The 22,432-nt window shown below is 63.2% G+C and carries 16 protein-coding genes and 1 pseudogene; 9 read left to right on the top strand and 8 right to left on the bottom strand.

Annotation, left to right across the window (positions count from 1 at the left end; genetic code table 11):
• Window positions 1-291, bottom strand: a pseudogene (locus OIM99_RS00005) (histidine kinase); the annotation flags it as partial.
• A gap of 201 nt (window positions 292-492) precedes the next feature.
• Between OIM99_RS00005 and OIM99_RS00010 the strand changes: the two are divergent.
• From OIM99_RS00010 to OIM99_RS00020, 3 genes are all read left to right on the top strand, one after another.
• Entirely contained in the window at window positions 493-1,815 is a 1,323-nt protein-coding gene (locus tag OIM99_RS00010; protein ID WP_311848232.1) for a carbohydrate porin, read from the top strand.
• Between the two features lie 275 nt (window positions 1,816-2,090).
• Complete coding sequence (locus OIM99_RS00015) at window positions 2,091-3,284, top strand: efflux RND transporter periplasmic adaptor subunit (RefSeq protein ID WP_311848233.1); 1,194 nt, start codon at window positions 2,091-2,093, stop codon at window positions 3,282-3,284.
• 38 nt (window positions 3,285-3,322) lie between these two features.
• Window positions 3,323-6,508 (top strand): CusA/CzcA family heavy metal efflux RND transporter, encoded by a 3,186-nt coding sequence (locus OIM99_RS00020; RefSeq protein ID WP_311848234.1) that lies wholly within the window; start codon window positions 3,323-3,325, stop codon window positions 6,506-6,508.
• Between the two features lie 21 nt (window positions 6,509-6,529).
• On the opposite strand, the gene OIM99_RS00025 is transcribed toward OIM99_RS00020, so the two are convergent.
• From OIM99_RS00025 to OIM99_RS00040, 4 genes are read right to left on the bottom strand one after another with little or no spacing between them, the layout of a single operon-like run.
• Window positions 6,530-7,195 carry a TetR/AcrR family transcriptional regulator gene (locus OIM99_RS00025; RefSeq protein WP_311848235.1) on the bottom strand — a complete coding sequence of 222 codons (666 nt, stop codon included), beginning with the start codon at window positions 7,193-7,195 and terminating at the stop codon, window positions 6,530-6,532.
• 24 nt (window positions 7,196-7,219) lie between these two features.
• Entirely contained in the window at window positions 7,220-8,671 is a 1,452-nt protein-coding gene (locus OIM99_RS00030; RefSeq protein ID WP_311848236.1) for an efflux transporter outer membrane subunit, read from the bottom strand.
• Between the two features lies 1 nt (window position 8,672).
• On the bottom strand, window positions 8,673-11,825 hold the full coding sequence (locus OIM99_RS00035) for an efflux RND transporter permease subunit (RefSeq protein ID WP_311848237.1): 3,153 nt from the start codon (window positions 11,823-11,825) through the stop codon (window positions 8,673-8,675).
• 24 nt (window positions 11,826-11,849) lie between these two features.
• Complete coding sequence (locus tag OIM99_RS00040; protein ID WP_311848238.1) at window positions 11,850-13,049, bottom strand: efflux RND transporter periplasmic adaptor subunit; 1,200 nt, start codon at window positions 13,047-13,049, stop codon at window positions 11,850-11,852.
• 302 nt (window positions 13,050-13,351) lie between these two features.
• Here OIM99_RS00040 and OIM99_RS00045 point away from each other — a divergent pair, with 302 nt between their 5' ends.
• From OIM99_RS00045 to lpxK, 5 genes are all read left to right on the top strand, one after another.
• A complete protein-coding gene (locus OIM99_RS00045; RefSeq protein ID WP_311848239.1) occupies window positions 13,352-14,197 on the top strand; it encodes a 3'(2'),5'-bisphosphate nucleotidase CysQ in 846 nt (281 codons plus the stop codon).
• A 106-nt stretch (window positions 14,198-14,303) separates the two neighbouring features.
• On the top strand, window positions 14,304-14,546 hold the full coding sequence (locus tag OIM99_RS00050; protein WP_311848240.1) for a DUF4170 domain-containing protein: 243 nt from the start codon (window positions 14,304-14,306) through the stop codon (window positions 14,544-14,546).
• A gap of 30 nt (window positions 14,547-14,576) precedes the next feature.
• The gene (locus tag OIM99_RS00055) at window positions 14,577-15,338 is read left to right on the top strand and encodes a lysophospholipid acyltransferase family protein (RefSeq protein WP_311848241.1); all 762 of its coding nucleotides are present in this window, start codon (window positions 14,577-14,579) and stop codon (window positions 15,336-15,338) included.
• Window positions 15,335-16,627 (top strand): 3-deoxy-D-manno-octulosonic acid transferase, encoded by a 1,293-nt coding sequence (locus OIM99_RS00060; RefSeq protein WP_311848242.1) that lies wholly within the window; start codon window positions 15,335-15,337, stop codon window positions 16,625-16,627. Before OIM99_RS00055 ends, OIM99_RS00060 begins: the two co-directional genes overlap by 4 nt.
• Before the next feature lie 103 nt (window positions 16,628-16,730).
• Entirely contained in the window at window positions 16,731-17,729 is a 999-nt protein-coding gene (gene lpxK / locus OIM99_RS00065; RefSeq protein WP_311848243.1) for a tetraacyldisaccharide 4'-kinase, read from the top strand.
• Between the two features lie 11 nt (window positions 17,730-17,740).
• Here lpxK and OIM99_RS00070 read toward each other — a convergent pair whose 3' ends face one another.
• Both OIM99_RS00070 and OIM99_RS00075 read right to left on the bottom strand, forming a co-directional pair.
• A complete protein-coding gene (locus OIM99_RS00070) occupies window positions 17,741-17,962 on the bottom strand; it encodes a DUF2093 domain-containing protein (RefSeq protein WP_311848244.1) in 222 nt (73 codons plus the stop codon).
• Between the two features lie 77 nt (window positions 17,963-18,039).
• Window positions 18,040-19,134 (bottom strand): glycosyltransferase family 2 protein, encoded by a 1,095-nt coding sequence (locus OIM99_RS00075; RefSeq protein WP_311848245.1) that lies wholly within the window; start codon window positions 19,132-19,134, stop codon window positions 18,040-18,042.
• A gap of 122 nt (window positions 19,135-19,256) precedes the next feature.
• On the opposite strand from OIM99_RS00075, the gene OIM99_RS00080 reads away from it, so the two are divergent.
• The gene (locus OIM99_RS00080; protein WP_311848246.1) at window positions 19,257-20,807 is read left to right on the top strand and encodes a glycosyltransferase family 39 protein; all 1,551 of its coding nucleotides are present in this window, start codon (window positions 19,257-19,259) and stop codon (window positions 20,805-20,807) included.
• A 203-nt stretch (window positions 20,808-21,010) separates the two neighbouring features.
• Here OIM99_RS00080 and OIM99_RS00085 read toward each other — a convergent pair whose 3' ends face one another.
• Window positions 21,011-22,417: a bifunctional serine/threonine-protein kinase/universal stress protein gene (locus OIM99_RS00085; protein WP_311848247.1), complete on the bottom strand. Its 1,407-nt coding sequence runs from the start codon at window positions 22,415-22,417 to the stop codon at window positions 21,011-21,013.
• Between the last annotated feature and the right edge of the window lie 15 nt (window positions 22,418-22,432).

The following is a 22,432-nucleotide window of genomic DNA, read 5'->3' on the forward strand; positions in this document are numbered from 1 at the left end:
TTCCAGATCGGGATTGTTGGCGATGCCGGCCTCGATGAGGCTGTTGAGCTGAGGCGAGCCGAAATGGCGCCACCACTGCGCCGAGACATCGGCACCCCAGACCACACCCGCGGCCGCGCCGGCGCGACCGTCACGGGCCGGGCGTTCATCGGGCAGATAGCGGCTGACATCCGGCGACGGCGGCGTCACGAAGTCCGGTCCCACCGTGCAGGCCGCCAATAGGCCCGACGTGGTCAGTGCCGTCACGACCAGCATGGAGCGGCGCAGACGGTTGTCTCTCCCAAAACGCATGAACATCCCGACGCTTTGTTGCAATTGCTTGTGAATCTGCCACCAACCCGGGGTCAACTTGCCCGCCGGGGAGGCGGAGTCAAGTAACTGATGCGTCAAGAGGAACTACCGGCGCGCAATTGCCGCAATCGTTACGCGATTGACACACGAAGGCCTTATCCCAGCGACCTGACGTGCATCTGACTAAGTAAAGAGTTCACCGTGACTTGCCTCAGGATTCGTGCGCTGCTGAAGGTCTGCCTCACAGCCGGCGCATTTCTCTCCGCCGCCGCGGCTCACGCGGAAGATTGGCGCAAGAGTCTCGAGGACAAGGGCATTACCCTCGGGCTGAGCGAACAGGCCGAAATCTGGACCAACTTTGCCGGCGGCGTGCGGCGCGGCGTCAGGTTCAACGGACTGCTGACCGGCTCCGTCGAACTCGACCTCGCGAAATTGGCAAACATTCCGAACACCCGTTTCTACGCCAGCATGTTTCAAATTCACGGGCGGCAGCCGTCGCTCGACATGGTCGGCACCTTGCAGCCGGTCAGCAATATCGAGGCGACCGGTGCTACGCGTCTCTATGCGGCCTGGTTCGAGACCTTGCTGTTCAACGAGCGTCTGTCACTACGCATTGGCCAACAGGGCGCCAATGAAGAGTTCATGACCTCCAAATACAGCGGCTTCTTCCTCAATTCGAGTTTCGGTTATCCGGCGCTGGCAGCACTCAATCTGCCATCGGGCGGTGCTAACTATCCGCTCTCGACGCCGATGGCGCGCGCCAATCTGAAAGTGACGGACAACATTTCGCTGGTCGGCGCCGTTTTCAACGGCGATCCGGCCGGCCGCGGCGACGGCGACCCGCAGCGCCGCAACCGCACCGGCACATCCTTCCGCGTGCGCGACAACCCGCTCTACTTCCTCGAACTGTGGATCGACCGCAATCAAGGGCTGGCGGATACGGGGTTGCCCGGCACGCTCAAGCTCGGCGTCTGGCATCACACTGGCATTTTCACTGGCCAGCGTTTCGATGCGCAAGGCGGACTATTGGCCGTGACGGGCGGCACGCCGCATATCCATCACGGCAATACAGCCTTCTACGCGCTCTTCGATCAGATGATCTGGAAACGACCGGGCACGTCGGATCAGGGACTGGGCATCTATGCCCTGATCATGCGCGCGCCCAGCGACCGCAACCTGTCGGATCTCTATGCCGAATGGGGCGCTAGCATCAAAGGCCCGTTTGAAAGCCGGCCCGACGACCAATTCGGTCTGGGCTTCAGCTTCTTGAAAACCGGCAAGGGCCTGCGCGCGTTCTATAATGACGGTTTCGTCGCCGGGATGGGACAGATCCCGATCAAGCCTTATGAACTATCCGTGGAGTTGTCTTACCGCTATGTCTATTCGGATATGCTGACCGTCCAACCGTCCTTGCAATACACGGTCAATCCAGGGGCCGGCCTGCCGCTGCCGGCGACGTACAATCAACAACGTAATCTGCGTGACGCCTGGACCTTCGGTCTACGAACGACCCTGACATTTTGATCGGCTTTGTCAGATTAACGTAAGTGCCCAGTCAGCCGGGAGTCAGCGCTTCGTCAGCTATATGTAAGCTCAGTGTAAGCTGCGGCTTCTAAAAGACTGATAGCGCCCCCGGAATGAGACGGTCCTTTATCTGTTGATACCCGTTGGCGGACCGCCATACGGCCGCCGCCCGCAGAAAAGCTGCGGTGTGGCTGGAGGGGAATTCAGTTATGAACGGTTCAGGAAACCCTGTGGACGGCTCATCGACGGCCCGACGCCCCTTGCCTAGGGGCATCGTGGCGGCAGTGGCCGTCGTGGGCATCATTGGGGTCGCGGGATGGTATTGGCGTCCGCTCGCCAATTCAGCGCCTCCGGTCGGTGCCGCCCGGCCGCCGGCGGTCAAATCTGGCCTGCAACTGTCCGCGGAACAATTGGCCACGATCACCATCGAAACGGTCGGCGAGGCGCATTTCGCCGCCGAGACCGTCACCGAAGGCAAGATCAGCACCGATGAAGAGCGGGTCACGCCGGTCTTTTCGCAATTCGCCGGACGGGTGACTAAAATTTTCGCCCGACCGGGCCAACAGGTGAAGCAGGGCGAACCGCTCTTCACTCTGGAAGCCGTCGACGTCATCCAGAGCGAAAACGATTTGATGAGCGCTGTGAGCACGCTCAACAAGTCGCGCTCATCCCTGCGCCTGGCGCAGACGGCGGAGAAACGCCTGCGCGATCTCGTCGCCGCCAATGCGGTGGCGCAACGCGAGTTCCAACAAGCGCAGAATGACCTCAACTCCGCGCAGAATGATGTGCGAGCCGCCGAAATCGCGCTGGAAGCGGTGCGCAATCGCCTGCGCATCATGGGCAAGAGCGATGCCGAAATCACCAATTTCGAGCAGACCGGCAAGATCAGCACCGAAACCGTCGTCACCTCCCCGCTCGACGGCATCATCATTCAGCGCAAGATTGGCCCCGGCCAATTCCTTTCTACATCGTCGTCCGATCCAGCTTTCGTCCTGGGCGATCTGTCGAAGGTGTGGCTCATCGCCAGCGTGCGCGAATCCGATGTGGCGCAAGTCTTCGTCGGTCAGAAGCTGGAATTCCGCGTCGTCGCTTATCCCGATCGCGTGTTCCGCGGCGAGATCGCCTTGATCGGCTCGTCCATCGACCCGACGAGCCGACGCATTCCCGTGCGCGCCAATATCGACAACGCCGCCGGCCTGCTGCGCCCGGAAATGTTCACCAGCGTACGGCTGATCGGACACAACGAAGGCGCCTCGCCCAGCGTGCCGCGCGAAGCGCTCATCTATGAGGGCGACAAGACCCGCGTCTGGGTGGTCGGCCAGAACGACAAACTCGAACTGCGGCAAATCCAGCCGGGGCTGATCGCGGGCAAACGCATCCAGGTCGTCGATGGCCTCAAACCCGGCGAGCGGATCGTAACACGCGGCGCCCTTTTCATCGACAGAGCCGCAACACTGGCTGGGAGCTAGACCTTCGTATGCGCGATTCGCGGACGGCTTGAACGAATATGAACAACGTCGTTTCCTTCGCGCTGCGCCAGCGCACCATCATCCTCTTGATGTTCATCACGATGATGATTGGTGGCTTGCTGGCCTTTCGGCAGCTCAACATCGAAGCCTATCCCGATCCGACACCGCCATCGGTGGAAGTCGTGACGCAGGTCGCGGGCCTTTCCGCCGAGGAAGTCGAGCGCTACATCACCATCCCAATCGAGGTGGCGACGTCCGGTCTGCCCAATCTCAAGACCGTGCGCAGCATTTCGCTCTACGGCCTGTCGTCGGTGAAGCTGCAATTCACTTTCGACTTCACCTATCGCGAAGCCGAACAGCAGGTGCTCAATCGCCTGGCGCAATTGCAGTCGCTGCCCAATGGCGCCCAGCCCGGCATTTCGCCGGTGAGCCCGATCGGCGAAATCTATCGCTATCGCCTCGTCGGTCCGCCCGGCTACAGCGTGATGGATCTCAAGACCCTGAACGATTGGGTGTTGAAGCGCCGTTTCCGCGCCGTGCCCGGCGTCATCGACGTGACGAGCTGGGGCGGCAAGACCAAGACCTATGAGATCAAGGTCGACCTGGATCGCCTGGTCGCCTACGGCCTTACCCTGCCGCAGGTGGTGCAGAGCCTCAACAATTCCAACCTCAACGTCGGCGGCAACACGGTCAATATCGGCAGCCAGTCGGCTGTGGTGCGCGGCGTCGGCCTGATCCGCAGCGCCGGCGATATCGAATCGACCATGCTGACGCAGGTCAACGGCTCGCCGGTGCTGGTGCGTGACGTCGCCACCGTCGAGATCGGCCACCAGCCGCGCCTCGGCATCGCCGGCCTTCTCGACGATGACGACGTGGTGCAAGGCATCGTGCTGATGCGGCGCGGCGAACGTAGTATGCCCGTGCTCAATGCGGTCCATGACGAAGTGCAGCGGATCGAGCGGGAGAATGTCCTGCCGCCCGGCGTACACATCGAACGCATCTATGACCGGGAAGAACTGATCAATACGACCACCCATACGGTGCTGCACAATATGGTGGTCGGCATTCTGCTGATCGTGTTGATCCAGTGGCTCTTCCTCGGCGACCTGCGCAGCGCGCTCATCATCGCCACGACAATTCCCTTCGCGCTTTTCTTCGCCATAGGATTGATGGTGGCGCGTGGAGAATCGGCCAATCTGCTCTCTGTCGGCGCCATCGATTTCGGATTGATCGTCGATGCCACGGTCATCATGGTGGAGGCGATCTACCGACGTCTCGCCCATGGCGGCGAGGAAGGCGACGACCCTGCCGATACGATGGCCTATACGGGGCTCACCGGCCGCTTGAAGGAAATTGCCGCCGCCGCAGCCGGCGTCAACCGCTCGATCTTCTTTGCGGCCTGTATCATCGTTGCCGCCTTCATTCCGCTGTTCACCATGAGCGGCGTCGAGGGCCATATCTTCGGACCGATGGCCAAGACTTATGCTTACGCGTTGGCCGGCGGCCTGCTCGCCACCTTCACGGTGACGCCGGCGCTCAGCGCCCTCATCCTGCCCCGGCAGGTGAAGGAGACGGAAACGCCGCTCGTCCGCTTCCTGAGCCGCGTCTACGAACCGATCCTCGCGCGCATTCTGCTTTGGCGTGGCGCTGTCATCGCGGCGGCGCTCGTCATCGTCGCCACCACCTTCATCGTCGTGCGCATGCTGGGCCTGGAATTCCTGCCCAAGCTCGAAGAAGGCAACATGTGGATCCGCGCCACGTTGCCGGCGACGATCTCGCTTGAGGAAGGCAATCAATACGTCAACAAAATGCGCCAGACGATCTCCGAACTGCCGGAGTTCCAGACCGTGCTGTCGCAACACGGCCGTCCCGACGACGGCACCGACGCCACCGGCTTCTTCAATGCGGAATTTTTCGCGCCGCTGCGGCCGGTTTCGCAATGGCGGCCAGGTGTCACCAAGGACTCCTTGACCGACGAAGTGCTGGCCAAACTGCAAGCCAAATTCCCCGGCGTCGAATTCAACTTCTCGCAATATCTGCAAGACAATGTCGCGGAAGCGGTGTCGGGCGTGAAGGGTGAGAATTCGATCAAGATCTACGGCAGCGATCTCAACACGCTGGCCGACCTCGCCCAGAAGATCAAAGCCACGCTGAGCAAGGTGCAGGGCGTCGAGGATCTCGCGGTCTTCGTCTCGCTCGGCCAGCCGACCGTGCAGATCGAAGTCGATCGCGCCAAGGCGGCACGCTATGGACTGGCACCGGGCGACATCAACACCACGGTGCAGATCGCCGTGGGTGGCCAATCGGCCGGCGATCTCTTCGAATCCGGCGGCGACCGGCATTTCCCGATCGTCGTGCGTCTGGCACCGCAGTTCCGCCAAAGCATCGAGGCGATCAACAATCTGCGCATCGGCGTCAGCACGCCGTCGGGCTCGGTCACGCAGATTCCGCTGAGCGAAGTGGCGAAAGTGTCGCTGATGTCGGGCGCCGCCTATATCTATCGCGAACAGCAGACCCGCTACCTGCCGGTGAAATTCAGCGTCCGCGACCGCGACCTCGGCAGCACCATCCTCGAAGCGCAGCAGCGCATCGCCAAGGAAGTGGTGTTGCCGCCAGGCTATCGGCTCGAATGGGTGGGCGAGTTCGGCAATCTGCAAGACGCGATCGCGCGTCTCGCGGTCGTCGTGCCGTTGAGCCTGCTGCTGATGGCCGCCCTGCTCTATTTCAACTTCGGTTCGCTGACCGACACGCTGCTGGCGCTCACCGTCATTCCCCTGGCGCTGGTCGGCGGTGTCGCGGCCCTGGCGGTCACCGGAACGGCGTTCAGCGTTTCGGCGGCGATTGGTTTCATCGCGCTGTTCGGCATCGCGGTGATGGATGGCATTCTCGTCATCACCCATTTCAACCATCTCATCGCGCAGGGCCACGAACGGTTCACGGCGATCCGCGAGACCTGCCACACGCAGATGCGTCCCGTCGTGATGACGTGCGTCGTCGCCGGCGTCGGCCTGCTCCCCGCCGCCTGGTCGACCGGCGTCGGCTCGCAAGTGCAAAAGCCGCTGGCGCTCGTCGTCGTCGGCGGCATGGCCTTGGCGCCGTTGCTGATCCTCTTCATCCTGCCGGTGCTGATCTACACCTTCTCGCAGCGTGGCCGCGCCCGCAGGACCGGCAGCGAACCGGCGAGCCCGCACAGCCCGTTGAGCGCGCCGACGCCTGGGGAGTAATTTAGGAGAGGCGCGGCGCCGTCAGGCCGCCGCGCCCTTGAGGAAGATCGCCACGGCGCGGGCAATGCGCTGGCGGATCTCGTCCGCCGACAGATGTTCTTCGCGCCCCAGCAGCAGCTTCTTGAAATGAATGGTGCCGACCGTCATGCCAAACAGCATGTCGGCCGCCTGATCCGGGTCAGCCACGGCGATGCGTCCGCCGGCGATCTGGCGGGCCATCCAGCGCGATAGAATGCCACGGCCCCGCTTCTCGGCTTCGTTGAAGAGATTTTGCGAGCGTTCCGGATCACGCATGTGTTCGGCGAAGACCACCCGCTGGAGCGCGATCTGCTTGGGCGCCATGATGTGCTGCGTCAGCTTGGTGAGGTAGTCGATCAGCTCTTCGTCAGGTGCATCGGTATCGTCGAGGCTGGTCGGCAGACCGGCGCGGCGCAGATCGAGCAGTTCGTCGAACAGCGCCTGCTTGTTGCCGAAGAGTTCGTAGACGGTGCGCTTCGACATGCCGGCACGCCGCGCGATATCGTCCATATTGGCGGCGGCGAAGCCCACTTCGAGAAAGATGCTCTCGGCGGCCTCGATGATCATCTCGCGGCGCTCGTCGCTGGGCACGCTCACCGGGCGGCCGCGTTTGCGACGCTCCGTCTCTCTCGCCGTTTCACTCGCTTCCGTCGTCGGCCGATGCTCCATGGCGAGCTGTTGTTTCCCCCTCGTTCATAGACCGGCTACCTTGCTCCCTGTAGAGCCCGGCATCCAGCCGCCACCGAGCACTTTATACAAAGTGGCGGCATTGGTCATGCGCGACAGACGCAGAGTAATGAGATTTTGCTGGGCGGCGTAAAGCGACTGCTGCGATTGCAGAACCGACAGATAATTGTCGATGCCTTCGCGAAACCGCGTCATGGAAAGATCGTAGCTGCGCTGATAGGCGTCAACCAAAGCGGTTTGCGAAGACACCCTTGGCCCGATGGTGCCACGCGTGGCCAGCGCGTCCACAACCTCTCGGAAGGCCGATTGGACGGCCTTCTCGTATTGCGCGACATATATTTCGCGATCGGTCTCCGCGCCGCGCAGATTGGCGAGGTTCATGCCGCCATCAAAAATCGGCAGATTGACGTTGGGTGAAAACACCCAGGCACCACTGCCGGCTTTGAACAAACGGCTCAACGCCTGGCTGGTTCCCGTATTGGCGGTCAGGGTGATGCTGGGGAAGAAGGCCGCGCGGGCGGCGCCGATATTGGCGTTGGCGCCTTTCAGCTTATGTTCCGCCTCCAGAATATCCGGCCGGCGTAGCAGCACGTCCGACGGCAGGCCGACGGGAACCGGACGCGGCGCGGCGATGGCCGACAGCGAGCTTGGCATGAGTTCCGGCGGCACCGAAGCGCCCAAATAGAGCGCCAGTGCATTGACGTCCTGCGCCACCTGGGCGGTGTAGGTGGAAACATCCCCCCGCGCGCTCTCGACGCTGGTCTGGGCTTGCGCCACGGCCAGATCGGTGGACGTGCCGGCGTTCAGGCTGCGTCGCGTCAGATCGAGCGAGGTCTGCTGGCTTTTCAAGGTGTTCTCGGCCAGGCGCAGGCGATCCTTGTCGGCGGCCAAAGTCGCATAGGCATTGGCGACATCGGAGACCAGCGTCAGATAGGTGGTGCGCTGCGCCTCGTCGGAAGCGAGGTAGTTTTCGAGCTGCTGCTGCGACAGGCTCTGCAGGCGGCCGAAGAAATCGATCTCGAACGAACTCGTGCCGACGCCGAAACTGCCGGAGCGCGAGATCACGTTCTGCGTTCCGCCGCTGGTGCCCGGCTGGCGCTGGGCAGTCATCGAGCCGGAGAGATCGACGTGCGGCAGCAATTGCGCATTCTGCGCCTGATAGGTGGCGCGCGCCTTGGCGATATTGAGGGCGGAGACGCGCAGATCGCGATTGTTGTCGATCGCGAGGGCGATGAGTTTCTTCAGTTTCGCGTCGGTGAAAAACTCCGCCCAGCCGATGTCGGATGCGGTGGTCGCGGACGCAACCTTGGCGTTGGCGAAGGCAGGTCCTTGCGGCCAGGCCGAGGGTGCGGCCATGGCGGGCTGCACATAGTCGGGCGCCAAGGTCTGGCAGCCGCCAAGCGACACAGCCGTGAGCAGCGCGGCGAGCGAAGCCGCGGTGGTGGATTTGGTCAACATGTCAGTGGGCCTCTGAAGGAGCCGAATTGGGAGTTGCGGAAGACGCATCGCGGCGGGGTTTCATCTTGAAGACCCGGCGCACGAGCACGAAGAACAGCGGCACGAAGAAAATGCCGAGCACGGTGGCCGAGATCATGCCGCCCATGACGCCGATGCCGATGGCATTCTGCGCGCCCGAGCCCGCGCCATTGCTGATCGCCAGCGGCAAGACGCCGAGAATGAAGGCAAGCGACGTCATCAGGATCGGCCGCAGGCGCTGCCGGGCGGCGATCAAGGTCGCTTCCATCAGCTCGATCCCCTGCTCCTGCAATTCCTTGGCGAATTCGACGATGAGAATCGCGTTTTTCGCGGCAAGGCCGATCGTGGTGAGCAGGCCGACCTGGAAATAGACGTCGTTGGAAAGCTTGGCCCAGCCCGCCGCTGCGAGCGCACCGATAATGCCCAGCGGCACCACCAGCATGACCGAGAACGGGATCGACCAGCTCTCATAGAGCGCCGCCAGACAGAGAAAGATGACCAGCATGGAGAGCGCGTAGAGCGCCGGCGCCTGCGAGCCTGATTGGCGTTCCTGATAGGAAAGACCGCTCCACTCATAGCCGATGCCCGGCGGCAGTTTGGCGGCGATCTCCGCCACTGCATTCATCGCTTCACCCGAGGACAAACCAGGGCGCGGCTGGCCGAGAATCTGCACCGACGGCAGGCCGTTATAGCGCTCAAGACGCGGCGAGCCGTAGGTCCAATGGGCCTGGGAGAAGGAGGAGAACGGCACCATCTCGCCGCTGGCATTGCGGACATACCAACGATAGAGGTCTTCCGGCTGCATGCGCGTCTCGGCATCGGCCTGCATATAGACCTTCTTGACGCGGCCGCGGTCGATGAAATCGTCGACATAGGATGAACCCCAAGCCGTCGACAGGGTGCTGTTGATGTCGGCGAGCGTCAGGCCGAGTGCGCCGGCGCGGCCGCGATCGACATCGATCTGGAATTGCGGCGCATCTTCCTGGCCGTTGGGACGAACGGCGATGAGGCGCGGGTCCTGCGCCGCCATGCCGAGGAACTGATTGCGCGCGGCCATCAGCTTGTCATGACCAAGACCGCCGCGATCCTGCAATTGCACTTCAAAGCCCGTGGCATTGCCGAGTTCGACGACGGCCGGTGGCGCGAAGGCGAAGACCATGGCGTCGCGGATGCGCGAGAAGGCACCCATCGCCCGCCCGGCAATGGCCTTCACCTTGAGCGCTTCGCTCTTGCGTTCGTTCCAATCCTTCAGTTTGACGAAGGCGAGGCCCATGTTCTGGCCGGAGCCGGCGAAGCTGAAACCGGCGACGGTCAAAACGGACTCGACCGCATCCTTCTCATTCTTGAGGTAGTGGTTCTCGACTTCCTTCAGAATGTTGAGCGTACGTTCCTGGGTGGCGCCTGTCGGTGCCACGACCTGCGTGAACAGAACGCCCTGATCTTCATCCGGCAGAAAACCGCCCGGCAGGCGCAGGAACAGAACCGCCATGCCGCCAACGAGCAGCAGATAGATGGCGCCGAAGCGCAGCCCGCGCTTGAGAATGCCCTGGACGGAAGATTCATAGCCATGGCTGGCGCGATCGAAATTGCGATTGAACCAGCCAAAGAAACCCCGGCGTGGCGCATGGCCGTGCGCGGCAGGTTTCAACAGAGTGGCGCACAGCGCGGGCGTGAGCACCACCGCCACCAGCACCGACAGCACCATGGCGGAGACGATGGTGATCGAGAATTGCCGATAGATGATGCCGGTGGAACCACCGAAGAAGGCCATCGGCACGAACACCGCCGACAGCACCATGGCGATGCCGATCAAGGCGCCGGTGATCTGGTCCATCGATTTGCGCGTTGCTTCGACCGGCCCGAGCTTTTCCTCGCTCATCACCCGTTCGACGTTCTCGACCACGACGATGGCATCGTCGACCAGTAGGCCGATCGCCAGCACCATGGCGAACATGGTCAAGGTGTTGATGGAATAGCCGAAGGCGGCCAGCACGCCGAATGTGCCGAGCAGAACCACGGGGACCGCGATGGTTGGAATGAGCGTGGCGCGGAAATTCTGCAGGAAGACATACATCACCACGAAGACGAGAACGATGGCTTCGAGCAGCGTCTTGATCACCTCTTCGATGGAAATACGAACGAAGGGCGTGGTGTCATAGGGATAAACGGTCTTCAAGCCGCGCGGATAAAACTGTTCCAACTCGGCGATGCGGGCGCGCACCGCATCGGCGGTGTTCAAAGCATTGGCGCCGGTGGCCAATTTGACGGCGAAAGCCGCCGAAGGTTGCCCGTTGTAGCGGGAGACGGCGGTGTAGCTTTCGCCGCCGAGTTCGACGCGGGCGACATCGCGCAGATGGACCATCGAGCCGTCGCTATTGGTGCGCAGGATGACGTTCTCGAATTCCGCCGGCGTCTTCAGGCGGCTTTGCGCGAGCACCGTGGCGTTGAGCTGCTGGCCATCGACGGCGGGCGTGCCGCCGAGCTGGCCGGCCGAGATCTGAGCGTTCTGCGCGGTGATGGCTGCCGACACGTCAGCCGGCGTCATCGCATAGTTGTTGAGTTTGCTCGGATCGAGCCAGATGCGCATGGCATATTGGGCACCGAAGAGCTGGGTATCGCCGACACCGGCGACGCGGCTCAACGGGTCCTGAATGTTCGAGGCCACATAGTCGGCGATGTCATAGGCATCCATGCTGCCGTCTTGCGAAACGAAACCGAGGATCACCAAAAAGTTCGCCGAGGATTTCGCGACGCGAATGCCTTGCTGCTGCACGACCTGTGGCAGCAGCGGCGTCGCCAGTTGCAGCTTGTTCTGCACCTGCACCTGGGCGATGTCGGGATTGGTGCCGTTGGCGAAGGTGAGCGTGAGCGTCAGGCTGCCGGTCGAATCGCTCGTCGAGGACATGTAGAGCAGATTGTCGATGCCCTGCATCTTCTGCTCGATGACCTGCGTCACCGTATCCTGCAACGTCTGCGCCGAGGCACCCGGATAGACCGCGGTGATCGCAACTGCGGGCGGTGCAATCGCCGGATATTGTGCGATCGGCAGGCTGCGGATGGCGAGCGCGCCAGCCACCATGATGATGATCGCTATGACCCATGCGAAAATGGGCCTGTCGATGAAGAAACGAGCCATGATTGATCTCGATGAAGGGCGCGATTATCGGGCGACGACAGGAGTGTCGGATGCGGAGGCTTGCTTGCCTGCCCCTTCAAGCGCGACCGTTTGCACGGTGGCGCCAGGGCGAATGCGCTGCACGCCGTCGAGGATCAGGCGGTCGCCGGCTTCGAGCCCCTTCGATATCCACCAATTGTTGCCGATGGCGCGATGGATGCCGACGGGACGCACCTCAACCTTGTTGTCGCTGTTGACGACGAAGACCGTGGCATTGCCCTGCTGATCACGGCTCACGCCTTGCTGCGGCACGAGAATGCCTTTCTCGTCGATGCCTTCCTCGACCACGGCGCGCACATACATGCCGGGCAGAAGCTGTTCATGGGGATTGGGGAACACGGCCCGCAAGGTGACGGCGCCGGTGGTGGTCGAGACCGTCACGTCGGAAAATTCCAACCGGCCTTCGAGCGGATAGACCGTGCCATCGGGCAAGAGCAGTTTCACCTTGGTGCCGGCGGTGCCGGGATTCTGTAACGTTCCATCGGCGAATTGACGCTTGAGCCGCAGCAGTTCGGTGCTCGATTGCGTCACGTCGACATAGATCGGATCGAGCTGCTGCACGGTGGCCAGGCTGTTGGTCTGGCTCGCCGTCACCAGGGCGCCGGCAGTGACGGACGATTTGCCGATGCGGCCGGAGATCGGTGACGTCAGCTTGGTATAGGTCAGATTGATCTGCGCGCTTTCGAGCGCCGCCTTGGCCGAGGCGACGTCGGCGATATTTTGCTTCAAGGTCGCGGCGGCGTCGTCGGCATCCTGCTGGCTGACGGCCTTCTGCTTGGCGAGATCGCCGTAGCGTTTCGCCTTGAGCTGCGAGCTCATCACATTGGCTTCCGCTTTTTCCAGCGCCGCCTTGGCGCTGTCATAGGAGGCCTGATAGATCGCCGGGTCGATCTGGTAGAGCAGGTCGCCGGTCTTGACCTCGGCTCCTTCCTTGAAGACGCGGCTCTTGATGAGCCCGCCAACCTGCGGCCGCACCTCGGCGATCAGGTAAGCATTCGTGCGACCCGGCAGTTCGTTGGAGATGGCGATCCGCTCCCGCTTGACCGTCATGACGCCAACTTGCGGCGCGCCGCCCGGCTGCGGCCCGGCCCCACCCGCATTTTTGTCGTTGCAGCCGGCCAGCACCGTCGCCGCAGCCAAGACCAAGCCAATGCCGGAATTTCGGATCATTCGTTGAGAACGCATTCTGGGAACCTGTCGATAGCGGGCAGCGGTGCCGATCGGGCGACGCACCAAGGGAAGCCGAATTACCAAACTATTGAGTTTTGTAAATGTCAAGAATCTTGCTGCGATGCACAAGATTTCGTGAACGGCGGCACTTTGCGCGGTTTTTCACCCGGGTCGTTGGCGAAACAGGCCTGACAAGGTGAAGGTGAAGTTATGGTCGCAATGACCGCCCGACAGGAGTTGCACCGAATGCTGGGCATGTCTTAAGGGAACGGGACAGTGGCTGCCGCGCCCGAGCCAGCAGCCGATCAGGAGCCCCGTTGGCCGATTTTTCCCAAGCCCATCGCCTGCTTGCCCACCCCCTCCTTGCCGCGATGAGCGACATCGCGCGCGATGCGGGGGCGATCGCCATGACCTATTTCGCCGCAGGTTCCGAAACCTCGGCGCGCGTCGATTACAAGAACGGCGGTTCGCCGGTGAGCGAGGCCGATTTCGCCGTCGACAGGCTGTTGCGCGAACGGTTGCGCGCTCTGGTGCCGGACGCCGCCTGGCTGTCGGAAGAAACCGCCGACAATGCCGACCGCCTGAACAACAGCAAGCTTTTCATCGTCGATCCGATCGACGGCACGCGCGCCTTCATCCGGGGCGACGAGCGCTGGTCGATTTCCATCGCTCTGGTGGAAAACCAGCGGCCCGTGCTGGCCATCCTGCATCTGCCGGCCATCGGCGACACCTTCGCCGCGGCCAAGGGCCAAGGCGCATTCCGCTGCCGCGCCGGCGCCAGCGCCCGGCTCACGACCTCGGGCCGCGAGACCCTGATCGGCAGCACCGTCGGCGGCCCCCTCGGCTTCCTCGATGCTTTGGCCAAAAATCATATCGACCTGGTGCGCGAACCGCGCGTGCCCTCCCTCGCCTATCGCATGGCGCGGGTGGCGAGCGGGGATGTCGATGCCGGCATGGCCTCGGCCGATTCCTGGGATTGGGACGTCGCCGCCGCCGATCTCATCGTCAGCGAGGCCGGCGGGCTTTTCACGAGCCTCGACGGGCAGGTGCCGCTTTACAATCGCGAGCGGCCCCGGCATGGCATTCTCGCCGCCGGTCCCCCGGTGTTGCAGCGCCAACTTCTCGAAGCCATGCGTGCCGCCCTACCGCAAAAACCAAGTTAGCCAGTCATATCGTTGCCGCCAGGGCAGCATAGTCCTTGGCAGCATAGTTTTTGCACGCCAAACAATCGCCGATTTGCTATCCACCTTCCAATCAGAGATGGGACCCATGACCGACAAACCTTCCAGCGCCCGCGAATCCCAGCAATTGCTGCATCTCGTCTTCGGCGGCGAGCTTGAAAGCCTCAACAGCACCAATTTCAAGGACGTCAACGCGCTCGATATCGTCGGCATCTATCCGAACTATGCCAGCGCCGAGAAGGCTTGGCGCGCCAAGGCGCAGCAGACCGTCGATAATGCGCATATGCGCTATTACATCGTGCATATGCACCGCTTCCTCGATCCGTCCTGATCCAGAACGCCCAAAAGCAACGGGCCGATCATGTCGCTGATTAAAAAGCTCGGTCGCTCAGGCCCGGTACAGAGCGCCGCCGCATGGCTCGCGGCGCGCTATCTGCGGCTGGTGTACGCGACGACCCGCTACCAGATCGATCCGCCCGATCTCGTGCAGCGCGCCCTCGCCGACCAGCCGGTGATCGGCACGATCTGGCACGGCCAGCACATGATGGCGCATTTCGCCTGGCCACCGGGCCTGCGCGTGGCCGCCCTCATCTCGCGCAATGCCGATGCGGAGATCAACGCCAAGCTGCTCGAACATCTCGGCGTCATTCCCATTCGTGGTTCCGGTGGCAAGGGTGCCGAAAAAGTGCGCAAGCGCGGCGGGGCGCTGGCGCTGCGCGAAATGCTGCGCCTGCTCGAAGAGAATGTCTCGCTGGTGCTGACGGCCGACGTGCCAAAAGTGTCGCGCATCACCGGCAAGGGCGTGGTGACGCTGGCACGCCTGTCCGGCCGGCCGATCTATCCCTTCGCCGTGGTCAACCGGCGCAAAATCGATTTCTCGTCCTGGGACCGGGCGAGCCTTGGCCTGCCCTTCACCCGAGGCGCCATCGTCGTGGCGCCGGCGATCTGGGTTCCCCCCGATGCCTCAGAAGAGGACATGGAGCGCATCCGCCAGCAGGTGGAAGCCGAACTCGACCGCGTTCACACCCAGGCTTATGCCATGGTGGGCGGACGCGATCCCGGTGCAAAATCCCTCGCCAACGTCACGTCTTCGCCGCAACCGGCAGGCAGAGAACCGCGATGAGTTTTGCGTCCCTCTCCCTGCTTGGCCTCTATCGCGGCGCGACGACCGCCCTGCTGCCCCTGGCCCCCGCCCTGCTCGCCTGGCGCCAGCGCCAAGGCAAGGAGGAGGCCGGACGCGTCGGCGAGCGCAGCGGTATCGCGCGGATGGCGCGGCCGCCGGGACGGCTCGCCTGGCTGCATGGCGCCAGCGTCGGCGAAGCGATCGCTTTGCTGCCACTGGTCGCCAAACTGCGCCAGCAAGGCCTGCAGGTGCTGGTGACGACAGGCACGGTCACCTCTGCCCGCATTCTCGACGAACGGCTGCCGGCTGGCGCCATTCATCAATATATCCCGCTCGACGTCTGCCGTTTCGTCCGCCGCTTTCTCGATCATTGGCGGCCCGATCTCGTTCTCTTCGCGGAATCGGAATTGTGGCCCAATGCGCTGGGCGAAGCGCATGCCCGGCGCATCCCCGTCATCCTGGTCAATGCGCGTCTGTCGCAGCGCTCGTTTGAACGCTGGAAGCGATTGCCGCATACGGCGATGCAGCTCTTGTCGCACATTGATCTGTGCTTGGCGCAATCGAATGCCGATGCGGCGCGGTTTTCCGATCTCGGCGCGCCGCGCGTGCTCGTCGGCGGCAATCTCAAATATGACGTCGCCGCTTTGCCCGCCGATCCCGCCGAAGTGGCGCGGATGCAGGCGATGATCGGCTCGCGGCCGCTGTGGCTCGCCGCTTCGACCCATGAGGGCGAAGAGCGGATCGCGCTCGCCGTGCACCACGAACTCAGCCAGCGCATGCATGATCTCGTCACCATTATCGCGCCGCGCCATGCGGAGCGTGGCGGACAGATCGCCAATCTGGCCTTGCAGGAAGGTCTGACGCCCTATCAACGCTCGCGTGGCGACGACATTCCGCCAGGCGCACAAGTCTATGTCGCCGACACGATGGGCGAACTCGGCCTGCTCTACCGGCTCGCCAGCATCGTCTTCGTCGGCAAGTCGCTCGCCGCGACCGGCGGACAGAATCCGATCGAGCCCGCGAAGCTCGGCGGCGCAATCCTGCACGGTCCCCATGTCGGCAATTTCGTCGAGGTCTATGACGAACTCGATCGCTCCGGCGGCGCGCTGGAAGTGGGCGATCGCGACACGCTGGCCCGCACGCTCCTGGCGCTGATGGCCGACGGCCAGCGCCTGCGCACCATGGTGCGGCGTGCCGGCGAGACGGTGGCCCAGCTCGGCGGTGCGTCGGACCGAATCATGGTGGCGCTCGAGCCCTATCTTCTGCAATTGCGGGTCGGCCGGCGCTAAGGCATGATTTGCAGATGGCGACTCGGCTGCGGACTGTTTCCCACCCCGATTTGACGACCGACCCAGTTCCGCATCGGATCTCGCAGAGTCGGATAGCGGACTGATGCGTGCCCCGGAATTCTGGTGGCTGGAGCGCCCCAGTGCGCTGGCCCGTGCTCTTTCCCCTCTCGGCCAAGCCTTCGGCGCCATCACCCGGCGGCGCATGCAGCGGCCTGGCACGCGCCTCAGCGTGCCGGTGATTTGCATCGGCAATTTCGTGGCCGGCGGTGCCGGCAAGACGCCGACCGCCATCGCCGTTGCCCGGCAGCTCGACGAGCGCGGCGAAGCGCCCTTTTTCCTGTCGCGCGGCTATGGCGCGACGGCGCGGCCGCAAGGCGGCCCGATTCGCGTCGATCCGGCCAAGCACAGCGCCCGCGAAGTCGGCGACGAACCGCTGCTGCTCGCCCGCCATGCCCCCACCATCGTCGCGGCCGACCGCGTGGCGGCGGCACGCACCGCGATCAAGGCAGGCGCCAGCGTGCTGGTGATGGACGATGGTTTGCAGAATCCGGCTTTGCATAAGGACCTGTCGATCGCCGTCGTCGACAGCGATATGGGCATCGGCAATGGCCTGTGCATTCCGGCTGGACCGCTGCGCGCGCCCCTCGCCGATCAGTTCATCGGCGTCGATGCCCTGGTGACGATCGGAGACGGCGCCCGGGCCAAGGAACCGAGCCTGATGGCGCGTGAACGGGCTCTGCCTGTGATTGAGGCTGTGCTGGAGCCTGATGCTGCCGGCCGCGCGCGGTTGGCGCGCCAAAAGGTCGTGGCTTTCGCCGGCATCGGCCGGCCGGAGAAATTTTTCCGCACCTTGCGGGAGCTTGGCGCCAACGTGGCGCAGGCGCTGCCGTTTCCCGATCACCACCCTTACGGCAGCGCCGACATTTCGATGCTGAAATCCGCCGCGCGTCAGGCCGGGGCCATGCTGGTGACGACGGAAAAGGATTTTGTGCGCTTGCAGCATCTCAAGGATCTGCCGCCCATCGATACGTTGGCGGTGACCTTGGAAACCCGGCAGCGCGAGGCTTTCGAGCCGCTGCTCGACGATCTGCTTAAAGCTTGACTTTGAGCTGCTTAAAGCTTGACCTTGAGACCCATGCGCTCAAGCTTGGCCTGAGGCGTGGCATAGGCTTCTTGAAGATCGACGTCCCAGTAGCGCAGTTCTTCGATGGGAATCGGTTCGCCCGTCACTTTGCAGCGCACGAACGTGCCGGGGCGCAGCACGCGAAAATCACCGTCGAGATAGCGGACTTCCGCTTCGACACCGGGCTGCGGGAAACGTTCCATTCGGTTCATCGGCATGGCTTCGGTTTGACTGCGTCTACACTACATAATCGCTTGGCCGGGAAACACCAAGCAACCCCAGATGGAGATCACTTCTTGCGCCAGACGATGCTTGAGCTCAGCGCGTAATTCCAGATCGCTCCCACCGCCGCACCGGCAATGCCGGCCAGCCACCAGGTCGGCTCTCGCATGAACAGCCAATTGGCCATGCCGACATTGGCCACCGCGCCAACACCGCACACCACGTAGAACAGCAACAGGCCGGAGATGAAGGCGCCGCCGCGCAGCCGGCTGTCGCGATAGGTGATCAGATTGTTGATGTAAAAATTCCACGTCATGGCGATCAAGGTCGCCAGTGATTGCGCCACCGCGAACGACAGGCCCATGGTGATCAATGCCAACCGCAGCACGATCAGATGCACGATCACGCCGCTGGCGCCAACCGTGGCGAAGAACACGAAACGCACCGGCAGCAGACCGCGTGACAATTTGTTGAGCAGCAGACCAGCGAAATCGAGCACCACACGCGAATCCAATTTTGACTCGCCGGCGTGACGAGGACGGAAATCGAAGCCGATTTCTTCCGTGCGCAGGCTGTCGCCGGCGGTGATGAGAATGTCGGCGAGAATCTTGAAGCCCGACTGTTCAAGCTCCGGCGCCAGCCGATCGAAGGCGTCGCGGCGCATCATGAAGAAGCCGCTCAATACGTCGTTGACGCCGCGCGGAAAGAAGCGCGCCACGATGGCCGCGACAATGCGGCTTGAAGCTTCACGCTTGGCCGACAGGCCGCCGCCAGCGCTGCCATCGCTCGAAAGGCGCGAACCGACGATCAGATCGAGATTACCCGCTTCCAATCGCTCCAGCATGCGCGGCAGAACAGTTTCGTCATGCTGCAGATCCGCATCCATCACGGCTACGTAAGGCGCCGATGACGACAGCATGCCCTCGATACAGGCCCCCGAAAGACCGCGCCGATGCACCCGGCGCAGGCAGCGCACGCGCGGATCGCTCTGGGCCAACTGCTTGACGAGTTCCGCCGTGGCATCGGGACTGTTGTCGTCGACGAACACCATCTCCCAGCCGCCGGCCGGGCCGAAAGCTGCGTCAACCCGACGCACGAGTTCGGCGATGTTGCCGCGCTCATTGAACGTCGGCACGACGATGGTCAGGCGGGGGGAGGACATGGGGGATCGATTAGCGGTTGCGTCCCGGCGGGGCAACCGGCAAATCGCCCGGCTTTTGCGCCGTTGACTTCGCCGCGTGCAGCGTGTGGGGATCAGCGCGCGATTTATTCCAAGGACGCCCCGTGTCGGACTCCCAGCCCCTCAACCGCCAAACGACTGATTTTGCCCGGCTCGTTCTGGTTGTCCTCGCCGTTGCGGCGGTCTTCCGGCTGATCCTGGCCGCCAATCTGGGGCTCGGCATCGACGAGACCTATACGGTGGTCACTGCCCGCCATCTGGAGTGGAGCTATTTCGACCACCCGCCGCTGGCCTGGTGGATTGCCGGCCTGACGGAGCGGCTGGCGGGCACCGAGTGGGCGCCGGTGGTGCGGCTGCCCTTCATCCTGCTCGGCTGCCTCACGGGCTGGATGCTGTTCCTGCTCACGCGCCTGCTGTTTGATGCTCGAGCCGGCTTTCTGGCCGTCCTGGCCTATGTCTGCGCGCCGGTGACCGGCGTCACCGCCGGCACGTTCGTCGTGCCGGATGCACCGCTGATGCTGGCCATGGTGGCAGGCGCCTACGCGCTGGCGCGGGCGCTGTTTGGGCCCACCGGCGAAGCCGGCCGCTGGTGGATCGCGGCGGGCATCTGCGGCGGCCTGGCGCTGCTGTCGAAATATCACGGCATTTTCCTGTTTGCCGGCGCCGGCCTGTTCCTTTTGACCAGTGCCAGCCAACGGCGTTGGTTTCTATCGCCCTGGCCCTATCTCGGCTTTTTGATCGCCGTGGCGATCTTCCTCCCGGTCCTCGTCTGGAACGCGGAACATGGCTGGGTGTCCTTCCTGTTCCAGGGCGGGCGCGGCGGCGAAGCTCGCTTGCGGCCGCTTGCGCCGCTCACCGTGCTGGGCGGCCAGGCCTTGTTCCTCCTGCCGTGGATCTGGTTCGGTCTGGTGGCGACCGGCATCGGTGCGCTGCGACGCGGGCCGGCCGATGGTCGTTCCTGGCTGCTGCTGTGTTTGGGCGTCGGCCCCATTCTCGTCTTCACCCTCGTGGCCGCCTGGTCTTCGACGCGCGTGTTTCCGCATTGGGCGGCGTCTGGCTATCTGATGCTGTTCCCGCTGCTCGGCGCGGCGGTGTCGGCACGCTGGGACAAAGCGGGTTCGCATATGCGGGGATGGGCGAAGGCAACCGCCATCGTCACAGGCGCGGCGATCATTCTGGCGTCCGTCTTCGCGCGCATCGGCTGGCCGCCGGTGGCCATCGCCGCTTTGGAGAAGATGCGCGATCCACTGATCGAAACGACCGACTGGCATGACCTGTCGGCGGCGCTGGCGCAGCGTGGCCTGCTCGGCAAGCCCAACACATTCGTCACCGGCCTGCGCTGGCTGCATGCGGCGAAGATCGACTACGGCCTGCGCGGCCAGATGCCGGTGCTTTGTCTGTGCGACGATCCGCGCGGCTATGGCATGCTGGCGCCGGCCGAACCGTTTGTCGGCCAGGATGCGGTGATCGTGCGGCCGTTGCCCGATATTCAGAGCGTCGAGTCACTGATCGGCAAAAACTTCGAGCGGATCGAACCGCTCGGTACCGTCGACATCACACGCGCCGGCAAACCTTCGTTGCAGGCCGAACTTTATCTCGGTCATCGGTTGAAGCCAGGCTGGCAGCCGCCGTGGAAGCAAACTGGCCAGCGTTGACGCCGCGCAGATGTGAGGACAATGAAGCGTCGCCGAAGCCTTCGTGTCATACCCGACATGCGCAGCATGATCGGGTATCCAGGGGCAAACGGTAGAGCCTTCAGCGCGCCTTCAGCGTCGATGCTCAAGCAGCTTTCGTCACACGACCCTGGATTCCCGCTCGACCGCTTCGCGGTCGTCGGGAATGACACCAAGGCTTCGCTCTAACTCGATGTCGCAGTCGGTTCCGGTGCGCGTACCACCGTCACCGTGCAATGGGCGCGGGCAACCACTTCCGATGATACGGAGCCAAGATAACGACGCAGATTGGAACGGCCACGGGCGCAGATGAGAATCTGATCGGCGTGGCTGGTGCGGGCGAAGTCCAACAAAGACTCGGCGATGTCCATCGCTTCCAGCACGTGGAATGACAGCTTGCCCTGATCAAGACCGAGCGGGCGCGCCCATTCCTTCAATTCGACCAAGCGTTGCACGTGTTTGTTGCGCCCTTCGGAATCGAAGGCTTCGTGCATGAAGACCGCTGACAGTTTCATCACGTTGATGCAGGCGAGCCGCGCATCGGCCACCGATCCCACCACCCGTTGCGTCTCGGTGAACAGCGCTTCGGCGAGATATTCGAAGCCTTCGGAAAGATCGACGCAGACGACGATGATCGGGTCCGATGTCGCCGAATAGGGCTGCGGTTCGGCCGGCGGCAGAGCGCGGGCCTTGAGCCAGGCGCGCAACTGCAGAAACAGGTTCGAGCGCTTCAGCCGTTCGGCGCGCTCGGTCAGTTTCACCGCATCGGGATGTTGCAGATTGAAGGCGAGGCGCGCCGCCGTCTGATAGCGCTTGGCCGGATTGGGTTCGACGCAGCGCAGGATGATTTCCTGCAACCACGGCGGAATGTCGGGCCTGATCTTGCGTGGAGGCACGGGATCGCGCCACAGCCGCGTGCGCAAAGCTTGGCGCGACTGCGGCAGACCGAACGGCCGTTCGCCGGTCGCTAGATGATAGAGCAATACGCCAAGCGAGAAGATGTCGGAGCGCGGATCGCCGCGGTTCTGCCGCACCTGCTCGGGCGAAATATAAGGCGCCGTGCCCATCGGCAGGCGGAACTCCGCCTCCAGCAGATCCGGCATTTCGAGATGGCGCGACAGGCCGAAATCGATGAAGACCGCTTCGCCAGTCTTCCGTATCATGATGTTCGACGGCTTGATGTCGTGATGGATGACCTTCTGCCGGTGCAGATCGACGAGCGCGGTCGCCACCTTCTCACCGATGGCCGCGACCTGTTCCGGCGGGATCGGCGATTTTTCGAACAGCGGATAGAGCGTCTCGCCGTCGATATATTCCATCGCGATATAGGGGCGCCGTGCGTAGTCACCGACCGCATAAACTTTCGGGACGTGGATGCCCGACAGGCGCGGCAGGATCATCATCTCCATCTCGAAACCGACGATCACCGTGGCGTCGTCGGCATCGACGATCTTCGGCACTTTGAAGATGACGCGGCCTTCGATGTCGGGATGGCTGGCGCGATAGATGATCGCCATGCCGCCGACATGGATCTTTTCCTCGATCGTGAAGCCGTCGATGACCTCGCCGATGCGGACGTTGATCTGGCTCATCGTTCAACCCGCGGC

Origin of the sequence: Methylocella sp. CPCC 101449, from assembly GCF_031921685.1 — a bacterium.
In the GTDB taxonomy this organism is placed as follows: Bacteria; Pseudomonadota; Alphaproteobacteria; order Rhizobiales; family Beijerinckiaceae; genus Terripilifer.

Coding starts and splice junctions, on each gene's coding strand:
- OIM99_RS00020 (WP_311848234.1), top strand. CDS start 3,323: ATGAACAACGTCGTTTCCTTCGCGCTGCGCCAGCGCACCATCATCCTC.
- OIM99_RS00025 (WP_311848235.1), bottom strand. CDS start 7,195: ATGGAGCATCGGCCGACGACGGAAGCGAGTGAAACGGCGAGAGAGACG.
- OIM99_RS00030 (WP_311848236.1), bottom strand. CDS start 8,671: ATGTTGACCAAATCCACCACCGCGGCTTCGCTCGCCGCGCTGCTCACG.
- OIM99_RS00035 (WP_311848237.1), bottom strand. CDS start 11,825: ATGGCTCGTTTCTTCATCGACAGGCCCATTTTCGCATGGGTCATAGCG.
- OIM99_RS00040 (WP_311848238.1), bottom strand. CDS start 13,049: ATGCGTTCTCAACGAATGATCCGAAATTCCGGCATTGGCTTGGTCTTG.
- OIM99_RS00050 (WP_311848240.1), top strand. CDS start 14,304: ATGACCGACAAACCTTCCAGCGCCCGCGAATCCCAGCAATTGCTGCAT.
- OIM99_RS00055 (WP_311848241.1), top strand. CDS start 14,577: ATGTCGCTGATTAAAAAGCTCGGTCGCTCAGGCCCGGTACAGAGCGCC.
- OIM99_RS00060 (WP_311848242.1), top strand. CDS start 15,335: ATGAGTTTTGCGTCCCTCTCCCTGCTTGGCCTCTATCGCGGCGCGACG.
- lpxK (WP_311848243.1), top strand. CDS start 16,731: ATGCGTGCCCCGGAATTCTGGTGGCTGGAGCGCCCCAGTGCGCTGGCC.
- OIM99_RS00070 (WP_311848244.1), bottom strand. CDS start 17,962: ATGAACCGAATGGAACGTTTCCCGCAGCCCGGTGTCGAAGCGGAAGTC.
- OIM99_RS00075 (WP_311848245.1), bottom strand. CDS start 19,134: ATGTCCTCCCCCCGCCTGACCATCGTCGTGCCGACGTTCAATGAGCGC.
- OIM99_RS00085 (WP_311848247.1), bottom strand. CDS start 22,417: ATGAGCCAGATCAACGTCCGCATCGGCGAGGTCATCGACGGCTTCACG.